Here is a 12,274-nt window from a genome sequence, read left to right as displayed (position 1 = left end):
GAAAGTATTTTAAAAAAAGATTAACTAAAATTGATAATTTACTTGATCGAAAATCTTTTTATCAAAATCCGTTGATGTTTTAGAAAGCTTTTTTAATGACGATTTACCAGATATTCCAAATTCGGATATCGCATAAGCCAATAATAACTTCATATCATTATCGTGTGTTTTAAAATAACTTTTCTCTAAAACATTTAAAGAATTAATCGTTTTAAATTCACTAAAAGCTTTAATTGCACTTCTTTGTATTGGTTTGGATCCAACTTCGTATAAAGAAATTAACTTCTCTTCTGCCTGAGTATAATTTAATTTGCCTAATGCCTCTATTATAGAACATAAAACTTTTTGATTTTTTTCATCATCCAAAAGCTCTACTAATAATGGAGCACTTTCCATTTGGTTAAAATACCCAATCTCTTTAATTATGAAAGCCCGAAATTTAGCATTGGTTGAGCTTTTAACCCATCGAATTAATTGAGGTAACTTTTCTTCCTTTGACTTATTAGATAAAAAATAATGAACCCTAATTTCATCTAATGAATTAAAATTGCTATCGAAACTATCTTCAAGAAACTTAAAAGGGTCATTGCTGTCATACTCCATAGATGTTGCTCTGGCGAGCTTACGCAAGTCATCATTTTTTTGATAAACAGAGCGCTGTATTGATGAACCTGACAAACCAATCTGCAAGTCATCTAAAATTCTCATTGATGTTTTTCGGTTTGTTGCATTATTTGAAACAACCAATTTCTCCCAAAAAGCAATGATTCCAAAAATATTTAAAACCAGTAGATAATTATCAGTGTTTAAAACTTTGTTAGTTTTTTTAGCATAAAGCATCTCCAATAATATCTCAGTTAACGCTTTCTTTCGTTGCGGCGTTTTAATTTCGTTTAAATCACCTGCAAAAATTAAATTAAAATTTTCAGCAGTTAAATTTTCATCGCCAAAGATTAAATTCTCTATTTTACTGTACAATAATTTGGAAACCTTCTGCTTTGCCTTACTAAACTTAAAGATTTTACGATTGATGAATATTAACCGAACCATAGAGATTAGCAAAATACTAAGCATCGTTAATACTAAAAGTGCTGTAAGTTGAATTATAAATGGGTAGGTCGAAAACTCCGAAATGAAATATGAAGAATAATATTGAAGATAAGACATTTATATAATTATGAATTGTATTATTTTTGCGAATATAGTTGAATAAAATAGTAATTATACAAATAATTTTATTTTTGTCTTTTTAAACGTACAATATAAATGCAAATTTGGTAAGCTCAATATGGATAACTGCACAAAGATTTAGCGTGAAATGGATAAAATAGTTGTTTTTGATTACAAATCCCTTCTAATTTAATTATAGGTTAATCAAAAAAAAAATTTTACTCAAGTTAGACAAAACTTTAATAAACGAAACATCTTTCACCTAGAAGAAAATTAGATTTCCACCGAGCCTTTATATACGTTTTAAAGTCAAATTAACTGTTGCTTAACCGTAATGGAGAAAATATTGCCAACTTTGTAATTAATGAAAAATAAACTTTTAAGCTATATTACCGGTGCAATCGTTTTAGTTATACTTTTCTTTATTGTAAAAAGTACCTTCAACCAAACGGGTATTGACCAAATGAAAGCCGGTTTTAAAGAAATTACGAAGTATAGAAACGATAACAATACAGGGCCAATACAAAGAATTTATGTAGTTACGGTAAAAGACAGTATTTGGAGCGAAATGAGCGATTATGGCAATTTAATGCCGCATACAAAATACGGCAATACCAAAGTTTATTTTTTTATGGAGCACACAAGCGTTCCCAAAACATTACAACCCGGAGAAGTAAATTTTGATCCGCAACTCAATAAAAATTGCATTGCATTGTATGAAAAAAGCGCCATGAGCTTGGTCGCATTTAATAAACACCCGCTTAAATAAAATTTTAATTAGAAAACGAACGGTTCGGCATTTCATAGCTTCTGTAGTCCTGCTTTCTGTTCAATCTTTTTGTAGAAAAAACAAATAGGATTTCACTGCCAATCAGGTTTATGCACCTAGGTTAATCGTTAAAACAAAACCAAAATGTGTAAACATCGGAAATGCTTAAGCCCACACTAAATTTAAGGCATTACCTTACGCGCCGTTTATTACCGTTTTTCGTTCCCCAATAAAACAAATATTAAACAAAAGCCGAAAAACCCGTTATCGCCCTGCCTACAATTAAAGTGTTTATCTCTTTAGTGCCTTCATAAGAATATATTGCCTCCGCATCTGCAACAAAACGAGCAACATTATATTCGAGCAGAATTCCATTTCCACCCATTACTTCTCTCGCTTTACTCACTACATCTCTGGTGCGTAAAGAACAAAATACTTTTGCTAAAGATGCATGCTCATCTTTAAGTAAACCTTGATCCTGGAGCTGTGAAAGCCTAAAACACAGCGTTTGCATGGCCGTTAAGTTAGATAACATTTCTACCAAATGATTCTGAATTAGTTGAAAAGAAGCAATCGGCTTTCCAAACTGTTTGCGTTTGCGGGTGTAATCCAATGCGTTTTCGTACGCACCTCGCGCACAGCCAACAGCCTGCCAAGCAACACCTGCTCTAGTCATTCGTAAAACTTTCGCAGTATCTTTAAACGAATTTGCATTTTGTAAGCGATCAGCCTCTGCTACTTCGCAATTTGTTAATGTAATAATCCCGTTTTGAACAATACGCAAAGCCATTTTGTTTTCCATCTTCTCTACCGTAAAGCCAGGATTATCTTTCTTAACGATAAAACCTTTTACCTCATTGCTATCTTCATCTCTGGCCCAAATAATTAAAATATCTGCAAAAGTTGCGTTGCCAATCCACTTTTTTTGTCCGTTTAGCACCCACTTATCGCCAACCTTTTTACAAGTTGTAGTTAAACCGCCTGCTGCAGCCGAACCCACTTCTGGCTCGGTTAACCCAAAGGCGCCAATAATTTTAAATTGTTGTAATAAAGGTAACCAATGGTGCTTCTGCTCTTCCGAGCCACAAATATAAATAGAACCCATTACCAACCCGCTTTGCACGCCAAAAAATGTAGAGATGGAAGTATCTATCCGCGCCATTTCCATAGCCAAAATACCCTCCATTAAATTAGATTTACCCGGACAACCATAGCCTTTATAGGTTAAACCACAGATATTTAGCTCGGCTAATTTCGGAATAATTTCAAAAGGGAATTCTGCCTTATTCCAATAATGATTAACAATCGGCTCTACTTCTTTTTCCAAGAAAGCCCTCACTTTCAATTGCAATTCGCGATCTTCATCTTTTAAAGCTTCGTCGCCTAAGTGATAAAAATCGCCTTCAATTTCTGGTAGTGGTCGCTCCTTTTCCGTTGCACCCATCATTTTCATCATACCTTGAATCTGTTTGTCATCAAGATTTGAAATGGTTTCAACCATTTTAGGTAAATCAACTTTTTTTGATAACGCATCAAGCTTATCAAAATCTACGTGTTTAAAAAGACGGTATGCGTTTTTGAGAGAAGAAAAGATGTTGCCCATAATATTTGGTTTTAAATACAACAAACAAATGCTTATTTTGTTGGCGTATCAAACTCTAAACAATGAGCATACACACAACTAACCAAAAAAAGTACTGCAACAACTCGAAGGTAAAATTAAAAACCAGCCAGAAAAAAAATGTGCTCTTAATTAAGCTCTTTGGTTCGTAACTAAAATTAACGTAAATCAAAAAGATTATCAACGCCCAATAACTTTCTTGAGGTAAAACCTTCGCCAAATGTTGCGCCAATACTTTTGCCAAATTCTCTCGCTCTGCCGATTACACTTTCAAAAAATTCTGGAGAGGATATATAGGTGTCCAATCCATCAACATCCGGATTATGGAACTGCGTTTTAAAGGCTTTGATAGATTCGATTTTACCATCCATAAAATCAGAAATATCTACAATAACATCTGGCCTTAAATATCTATCTTGTATATACTGCAATAACAATCGAGGTCTGTGTGCGTTTTGCGTTTGCCCTTCAAATTTCGTTTCTATTTTCGGTAACCCCGATAAAAAAACAGCATCATAAACTAAATCTCCTGCTCTACCATGATCTGGATGACGATCTTCAAGCGCATTACTTAAAATAATTTCTGGTTGATACTTACGGATCGTTTTAATGATTTCCAATCGATGCGCCTCATCATTTAAGAAAAAACCATCTCTCATTCCTAAATTTTCGCGTGTGTGCAACCCTAAAATTTTAGCAGAATCGGCAGCTTCACTATCTCTCGTTTCGGCTGTGCCGCGTGTACCAAGTTCGCCCCTGGTTAAATCAACAATGCCAACTTTTTTACCTAAAGCAATGTGTTTTAAAATTGTTCCCGAACAACCAAGTTCAGCATCATCAGGATGAACTGCAATAACTAAAATATCTAATTTCATTTTTTCGAATTTGAATTGAGCAAGCGCTGAATTTTCTTTTTAATTTTAGAACTTAAGGGTTTTGTAAAAGAAAAAAAGTAATCTTCAACCGCTCCATCTTGGTTAACCAAGAATTTATGAAAGTTCCACCTGGGGTGAGATGTTAAAACGTGATTTTGCTTTTTATCACTTAAAAATTGATAAAGTGGATGAGCGTACGCACCTCGAACCCTAATTTTATCAAATACAGGAAATTGTACGCCGTGATTAATTTCACAGAACGAATTAATTTCGGCACCTTCCAAAGGTTCTTGTTTACCAAAATCGTTGCTTGGGAAACCTAAAATTTCAAAACCATCATCGCCAAATTCATCTCTAAGTTGCTGTAACTCCTTAAGCTGAGGCGCAAAACCACATCCTGAAGCAATATTTACTATCAATAAAACTTTATTTCTGTAGGCCGACAAAGGTTGATCTTCGCCATTTACCTTTTTCACCTGAAATGAATAGATATTTGGTAGGTTTTGGTTCATTATTTATTGGTAAAACCCCGAAGAACGAATAATGGATTCAATATCGCGATCTTCTACAGGATCATAAGTGCTTTTTAAATTATGGCCAACTACGCGGGCAATAAGTTGGTAAGAAAACGCCGTAAAACCGCCTTTTGTTTGCTTCACAAGATCGTAAGTTGTTTTACCAACCTCTCGGTCAATCAACTTTGTTAAAATTTGACCTTGCGTAATTGTTAAATCTTTAATTTCTCGATTAAACATATCTTTAATTTCCCTATCGCATGTTTTAACCAATTCTTTTTGTTGTTTTTTTTCAGAGACTTTTTGCAAATCTTCCTCTAGCTGCTCATAACGTCGCTTAGCAAAAAGCGCATAAGGCATCACTTTTAACACATTATACCTCAACCTATTAAAAGCCAATTTGGCTTCTGGCGTTTTAAAAATACGCTCAGCAACTACGCTAACATCTTGCAACTGCATCCAAGGAATCATCACACCGTTATCATTGGTTGCACCAACTCTAATCGTATCCGATAAACCTTTTTTAGGGAAAACTGGAGGTGTAAAACCCTGTGCTTTTAGCGAAATGCTAAAAATCATTACAATGCACAGCATAAAAAACACTTTAATTTTCATAATTTTATAGTCGAACAAAGTTAGCTGTTATTTCTATATTACTTAAATATTGCATCTAATATAAGGTTTAATTCAAATAAAACACAGCATTTTTTACGCAAAAAAAACAAATGAAAACAGAGTTAGTAATTGATTTAGAGGCTGAGAAAAGAGAAATTTTAAAAAGATATAGGGCATTGTTGCGCGCCAGCAAATCTACGTTGCAAAAAGGCGATAAAAAAGAAATCAGAAAAGCTTTTGATATGGCCTTGGAGAGCCATAAAGATATGCGGCGAAAATCTGGCGAGCCTTATATTTATCATCCAATTGCGGTGGCTCAAATTTCTGCAGAAGAGATAGGTTTAGGCACTACATCAATTGTTTGCGCTTTACTACACGATGTTGTGGAAGATACCGACATCAGTTTGGAAGATATTGAAAGAGAATTTGGTAAAAAAACCGCAAAAATAATTGATGGCTTAACCAAAATTTCGGGTGTTTTTGATACCAATAGTTCCTTGCAAGCAGAAAATTTTAGGAAAATGCTACTTACCCTTGCGGATGATGTTAGGGTGATTTTAATAAAACTTGCCGATCGCTTGCATAATATGCGCACCATGGATTTTATGCCTCGCCATAAGCAACTTAAAATAGCATCCGAAACCATTTATTTATATGCGCCACTTGCACATAGATTGGGTTTATATGCCATTAAATCCGAACTGGAAGATTTATCAATGAAGTATTTAGAACCAGATACTTACAAGTTTATCGCAAAAAAACTAAACGAAAAAAAGGCTGAACGTGCATTATTTGTTAAAAAATTCGTCGAGCCGATTGATGAGATCCTTCAAGAACAATCATTAGTTTCAAATGTGTATGGCCGACCGAAATCCATACATTCAATTTGGAATAAAATGAAAAATAAAAACATTCCTTTTGAAGAAGTATATGATCTTTTTGCCATTAGAATAATATTAGATAGTGCGCCAGAAAATGAAAAAGCCGATTGTTGGAAAGCATATTCTATCGTTACCGATCTTTATCGCCCTAATCCCGACAGGTTGCGCGACTGGGTTTCATCGCCAAAAGGTAATGGCTATGAGAGTTTGCACACCACGGTAATGGGACCCCGCGGACAATGGGTAGAAGTACAAATTCGTACGCAACGCATGAATGAAATTGCTGAAAAAGGTTTTGCTGCGCATTGGAAATACAAAGAATCGAGCAACGATAACGGGCTCGACCAATGGATTATGAAAGTGAGGGAAATGCTCAGTAATCCTGAAGCCAACGCGCTAGATTTTTTGGACGATTTTAAGATGAATCTTTTTTCGGATGAGATTTTTATTTTTACGCCAAAAGGTGCTTTAATTCAACTTCCGTTAGGTGCTACCGCTTTAGATTTTGCCTTTGAAATTCATACCGGCGTTGGTGCAACTTGTATTGGCGCAAAAGTTAATCACAAGCTTGTACCAATATCTTATAAGTTGCAAAACGGCGATCAGGTAGAAATTATTACCTCGAGCAAGCAAACGCCAAAAGAAGATTGGCTAAATGTAGTGGTGACGGCCAAAGCCAAATCTAAAATAAAATCATCTTTAAAAGAAGAAAAACGCAAAATTGCCGATAATGGCAAAGAGATTTTAGAGCGCAAAATGAAGTCGCTAAAAATCACCTACAATACAGAAAACATTCAAAAAATTAGTTACTTTTTTAAACTTCAATCTACACAAGAACTTTTTATACAGGTAGCGCAGGGCAAAATTGAACTTAAAGATATTAAAGAATACGTTACCAGTGAAAAAGATGTAGATACTAAAGGGCCAGAAAGACCAGAAAACCTAACGGTTGATATGGTGAAAAATAAAATGAAAGGTGCCGACACCGATATTTTATTGATTGGTGAAGATATGCAACGCATCGATTATACTTTGGCAGCTTGCTGTAATCCTATTCCTGGCGATGATGTTTTTGGTTTCGTAACCGTGAGCGAAGGCATCAAAATTCACCGTACAAATTGCCCTAATGCAACGCAATTAATGGCGAATTACGGCTATAGAGTAGTTAAAGCGAAGTGGAACGGACAAAAAGAACTCACTTTCTTAACGGGCCTACATATTATAGGCATTGATGATGTTGGCTTGATTAACAACATAACCAAAGTAATTTCTAACGATTTTAAAGTAAATATGCGATCTATAACCGTGGACACAGATGAAGGTATTTTTGATGGTTCGATTATGATTTTCGTTAACGATACCGAACATTTAGAAAACTTAATTAAAAATTTATTGCAAGTAAAAGGTGTTACTGCTGTAACTAGGTTTGATGCGTAGGAAGTCGGAAGTTTAAAAAAAGTCCGAAAGACAGAAAAGTCAGGAAGACCGAAGTTTAAGCGTGAAAATAAAATAGACGGAAAGCCGATGACTGAGTAAGTAAGTTTAAGCGTAGAAAAAAGTCCGAAAGACGGAAAAGTCGGGAAGACCGAAGTTTGGGCGTAAAAATAAAATAGACGGAAAGCCGATGACGGAAGTTTAAGCGTAAAAAAAAGTCCGAAAGACGGAAAAGTCGGGAAGACGGAAGTTTGAGCGTAAAAATAAAATAGGCGGAAAGCCGATGACTGAGTAAGTAAGTTTAAGCGTAGAAAAAAGACCGAAAAGGCGGGAAGACCGAAGTTTGGGCGTAAAAATAAAATAGACGGAAGTCCGATAATCCTTCATTATCGTTAACCAGACAAATACCCTTATACACCTGCCTTACAGGCTGGAGCTCAGTGTGACATCACTTATTCAGTTTTTTCTTGAATTTTATGGCGTGGCCAACTTTTTTTCACCCAACCCCTTGGAATTTTGCTGTATGAAACTCAAATCTTCGGTCTTCCGACTTCAGACCTCTGACTTTCGGACTTTTCAGTCTTCCCGACTATTTACAACTTTTCAACAATCAAACACTTTAACAATCAAACAAATTACCTACATTTGAAAGGAGTTAAAAAACTATGTCTGAACAGAAAACAAATGAGCTCGTTCGTAAAATTTTTGAGGCTTATTTAGAAAATAAAAACCTTAGAAAAACGCCTGAACGTTTCGCTATTTTAGAGGAAATCTATTCTAGAAATGACCATTTTGATGTGGAAACGCTTTATATACACATGAAAAATCAAAAATATCGTGTCAGCCGTGCAACGGTTTACAACACTTTAGAACTTTTGGTATCCTGTGATTTAGTAACCAAACATCAGTTTGGAAAAAATATGGCGCAGTTCGAAAAATCTTATGGTTATCGTCAACACGATCATGTAATTTGCATCGAATGCAGTAAAGTTGTCGAATTTTGCGATCCTAGAATCCACCAAATCCAAACCATGGTTGGCGATTTATTAAAATTCGATGTTAAACACCACTCATTAAATCTTTACGGTTTCTGCTCCGATTGTAGCATGGCCAGAAAAGTGAGCGAAAATTCGACAACCAAAATTCAAAAGAACTAATTCTTAAATAAAACCAGCTTAAATTTTAAATAATGACGCAAGTAGATGTACTTCTTGGCCTACAATGGGGCGATGAAGGAAAGGGAAAAATCGTTGATGTGCTAAGTCCGAAATATGATCTTATTGCCCGCTTTCAGGGTGGCCCAAACGCCGGACATACGCTAGAGTTCGATGGAAAAAAATTCGTTTTAAACACTATTCCATCAGGAATATTTAACGAGAAAACCATGAACCTTATTGGTAATGGTGTCGTAATTGATCCTATTATCTTAAAAAGAGAGCTCGATAATCTAAAAAAAGCCGGTCACGATCCAGTAGCCGATGGTAAATTAGTAATCGCCCGTAAAGCACATTTAATTTTACCTACGCACCAGTTATTAGATGCAGCTAACGAAGCCCGCATGGGAAAAAATAAAATTGGCTCTACCTTAAAAGGTATCGGACCAACTTATATGGATAAAACCGGACGTAATGGTTTACGTGTTGGCGACACCACCCTACCCGATTTTAAAGAACGCTACGCCAAATTAGTAGAAAAACATACCGAAATTCTTTCTCATTACGATTTCGAGTATGAACTGGCAGAAAAAGAAGCATCTTTTTTTGAAGCGATAGAATTTTTAAAAACAATCCCTCATGTAGATAGCGAGCATTATGTGAATGGATTTTTGAAAGAAGGAAAAAATGTTTTAGCAGAAGGTGCGCAAGGTACGCTGTTAGACGTTGATTTTGGTTCGTATCCCTTTGTAACCTCGAGTAATACTACAACTGCAGGTGCTTGCACAGGTTTAGGTATTGCACCTAATAAAATTGGCGCCGTTTATGGTATTTTTAAAGCATATTGTACACGTGTTGGTGGCGGACCCTTCCCCACTGAATTAGATGATGAAGTTGGCGAAAACTTACGCGCTTTAGGGCACGAGTTTGGAGCAACTACAGGCCGTGCACGCCGTTGTGGATGGATTGATTTGCCTGCATTAAAATATGCGATTATGCTAAACGGTGTAACCGAATTAATTATGATGAAAGCAGATGTTTTGGATACTTTCGAAACCATCTACGCTTGTACGCATTACGAATTTGATGGGGAAACGATTGATTACATGCCGTACGATATTATTTCTATTGAACCTAAACCCGTATTAAAAGCAATTGATGGATGGAATACAGATGTGACAAAAATTACGTCTGTTGATCAAATTCCTGCTAAACTGAATGATTACATCGCGTTTTTAGAAAAAGAATTGGAAGTGAAGATTAAATTTCTTTCCGTTGGACCAGATAGAGCACAAACTTTAGCGTTGTATTAATCGTCATCTCGACCTTGTGCCTGCCTGCCGGTAGGCAGGGAGAGATCTTTAACATTATCATAAAAGCAATCCATTTATTTGGGTTGCTTTTTTTTGTTTTGGGTAAGGAATAAGTGTTTATTTGCCAGAAATTATTGTGTTGATTTGAAAATAAAATAATTAACTTCAAAAAAATATTATAAGCTATGAAGTTGCACATATACATACTAATAAAGCTGCATTTGTGCGGATTCATTGCACATATATATAAGTTAGCGTTAAGTGTACAGACCGGCCTTCATACACGAACAACAACTTTATAAAATAAATATTAATTATGGGAATGATTGCTGAATATCTTATGGTTGATGAAGAGACTTTAAATTCTCTTATGGACTTAAATAACGAAGACTTGACTAACAAACTTTTTGAAATAGAAGAAAGCGGAAAGTTTGAATGTATGGACATTGACAAAGTTTGGGATGCACTTCATTGCTTTTTGACAGGAGTTTCTGCATCTGAACCTATTGAGGGCGACAAATTAAGCGAGGCTATTGTTGGTATACACAACTTCAACATTGACGATGATGATGCTGACTTTATTACCTGCACAGAAAATGAAGAATTGACAGAAATAATAACTGCAATTGAAAAAATTGAGTTTGACAAACTTGCAAGTAATTTCGACCCCAAAATGTTGAAAAAAAACAAAGTATATCCAAAGGGAATTGAGCAGGACAGCAAGGAACAATTAATTGGAGAATTCAAACAAACATTAACTGAAATTCTAGAATTTTATAAAAAAGCCGTAACGAAAAAACATCACGTTATTGTGAGCATACTTTAAGTAGCTGACAAACAACACCTACCGCTAACAGCAAATTTGTTCAAAAATGGCTGACGGTGGTTCAACTCAGGTTTTTCGTTAATTATTTAGTTCAGTGCGGTGCGACATTGGTTCTGCAAGCAATACCATTTCTGAACAAATTTTCAAAACGTTAGCGGTAATTTTACGGAACGAACTTAAAATGAAATAATTAAGATAACAAATGGACAAAAAGAAATATTCAGAATATTTAGCAAGTTTAGTAGAAGATTTAGATATTGAAATCGGAGAAGAAGATTTTTCTGAACTTTTTTATGCGTATTTTCAATGTTTTATGCCCGAGGGTAAAAATGTTGAAAAAGTATTTCAGCCTTTAGAAAATAGCGAACAATTATTAAAAAGAATTTTAGATGTTTATGAAGTTACGAAAGAAAAGACTTTAAAACAATTTGAAGAAGGTGTTTCACCAGGCTATTTTTGCCCAAATGCTAGTGAAAATATTGCATTATTAGAAGAATTAGGACATCAGCATATCGAAAATTTAAAATTATTCGCAAAATTCATTGACGATAATGAATTGGAAGAATTACTAAATAATGTAAATGAAATAAATGTCGTTGAAAAAGAAATCGAATTAGAAGACGATTATCTAAATTCGTATATATATGATGCTATTTCAGATTGGGGAATAGAAAACGAAAACGAGGAAAAGTTAAATAGTGTATTAAGTGAAGCGTATTATTCAATAAATTGTGATTATTATTTATCATACTATTTACAATATCCAAGTTTTGTAGATAAACCTGAACAGGACTTTCTGAAAAGTTACTTTGAAATATGGAAAAATGGACATTATTGTAAATTTGACAAAAGCCGATTAATAATTTACAAATAAAAACTACCGCTAATCGAGTAGACGGCTCTGCCAGAAACCTGACAGAGTGCGCCTCTCACACCACCGTACGTACGGGTCTCGTATACGGCGGTTCGTAAACTGATGGGTTGAGTTTTGTGTAAATCTCTAGCATTGGAATGTAGCTTTTCTGCTTTAACCGTTTGATTGTTATCGTAGTTGTCAAAATTGGGCTCTGCGCTATGCGCCAACCTCCCTTTCTGGTTCTA

At 35.1% G+C, this 12,274-nt stretch carries 11 protein-coding genes; 6 read left to right on the top strand and 5 right to left on the bottom strand.

Annotated elements, in window-relative coordinates:
* Positions 1 to 24 precede the first annotated feature (24 nt).
* Positions 25 to 1,167, bottom strand: coding sequence for a HEAT repeat domain-containing protein (locus tag EZJ43_RS08805; protein ID WP_133262329.1), 1,143 nt, complete (start codon positions 1,165 to 1,167; stop codon positions 25 to 27).
* Positions 1,168 to 1,534: 367 nt separating this feature from the next.
* Between EZJ43_RS08805 and EZJ43_RS08800 the strand changes: the two genes are divergently transcribed.
* The gene (locus tag EZJ43_RS08800; protein WP_133262328.1) at positions 1,535 to 1,939 is read left to right on the top strand and encodes a hypothetical protein; all 405 of its coding nucleotides are present in this window, start codon (positions 1,535 to 1,537) and stop codon (positions 1,937 to 1,939) included.
* 241 nt (positions 1,940 to 2,180) lie between these two features.
* Here the strand turns inward: EZJ43_RS08800 and EZJ43_RS08795 are convergent, their stop codons facing one another.
* From EZJ43_RS08795 to EZJ43_RS08780, 4 genes are all read right to left on the bottom strand, one after another.
* On the bottom strand, positions 2,181 to 3,542 hold the full coding sequence (locus EZJ43_RS08795; protein ID WP_133262327.1) for an acyl-CoA dehydrogenase family protein: 1,362 nt from the start codon (positions 3,540 to 3,542) through the stop codon (positions 2,181 to 2,183).
* Between the two features lie 176 nt (positions 3,543 to 3,718).
* Entirely contained in the window at positions 3,719 to 4,435 is a 717-nt protein-coding gene (bshB1, locus tag EZJ43_RS08790) for a bacillithiol biosynthesis deacetylase BshB1 (RefSeq protein WP_133262326.1), read from the bottom strand.
* Complete coding sequence (locus EZJ43_RS08785; RefSeq protein WP_133262325.1) at positions 4,432 to 4,947, bottom strand: glutathione peroxidase; 516 nt, start codon at positions 4,945 to 4,947, stop codon at positions 4,432 to 4,434. Before EZJ43_RS08785 ends, bshB1 begins: the two co-directional genes overlap by 4 nt.
* A gap of 3 nt (positions 4,948 to 4,950) precedes the next feature.
* Positions 4,951 to 5,565: a DUF4294 domain-containing protein gene (locus EZJ43_RS08780; protein ID WP_133262324.1), complete on the bottom strand. Its 615-nt coding sequence runs from the start codon at positions 5,563 to 5,565 to the stop codon at positions 4,951 to 4,953.
* 110 nt (positions 5,566 to 5,675) lie between these two features.
* Here EZJ43_RS08780 and EZJ43_RS08775 point away from each other — a divergent pair, with 110 nt between their 5' ends.
* The 5 genes from EZJ43_RS08775 (at position 5,676) to EZJ43_RS17345 (ending at position 12,047) form a co-directional block, all read left to right on the top strand.
* Positions 5,676 to 7,883: a RelA/SpoT family protein gene (locus tag EZJ43_RS08775; protein WP_133262323.1), complete on the top strand. Its 2,208-nt coding sequence runs from the start codon at positions 5,676 to 5,678 to the stop codon at positions 7,881 to 7,883.
* A 662-nt stretch (positions 7,884 to 8,545) separates the two neighbouring features.
* Complete coding sequence (locus EZJ43_RS08770) at positions 8,546 to 9,037, top strand: Fur family transcriptional regulator (RefSeq protein WP_133262322.1); 492 nt, start codon at positions 8,546 to 8,548, stop codon at positions 9,035 to 9,037.
* Positions 9,038 to 9,069: 32 nt separating this feature from the next.
* Entirely contained in the window at positions 9,070 to 10,347 is a 1,278-nt protein-coding gene (locus EZJ43_RS08765; RefSeq protein ID WP_133262321.1) for an adenylosuccinate synthase, read from the top strand.
* A gap of 316 nt (positions 10,348 to 10,663) precedes the next feature.
* Complete coding sequence (locus tag EZJ43_RS08760; RefSeq protein ID WP_133262320.1) at positions 10,664 to 11,173, top strand: YfbM family protein; 510 nt, start codon at positions 10,664 to 10,666, stop codon at positions 11,171 to 11,173.
* A 202-nt stretch (positions 11,174 to 11,375) separates the two neighbouring features.
* Entirely contained in the window at positions 11,376 to 12,047 is a 672-nt protein-coding gene (locus EZJ43_RS17345) for a hypothetical protein (protein ID WP_207924599.1), read from the top strand.
* Positions 12,048 to 12,274: the final 227 nt, after the last annotated feature.

Origin of the sequence: Pedobacter changchengzhani, assembly GCF_004354365.1 — a bacterium.
In the GTDB taxonomy this organism is placed as follows: domain Bacteria; phylum Bacteroidota; class Bacteroidia; order Sphingobacteriales; family Sphingobacteriaceae; genus Pedobacter; species Pedobacter changchengzhani.
Note: the sequence above shows the minus strand (reverse complement) of the source record. Positions and strands in the feature narration are given on the sequence as shown.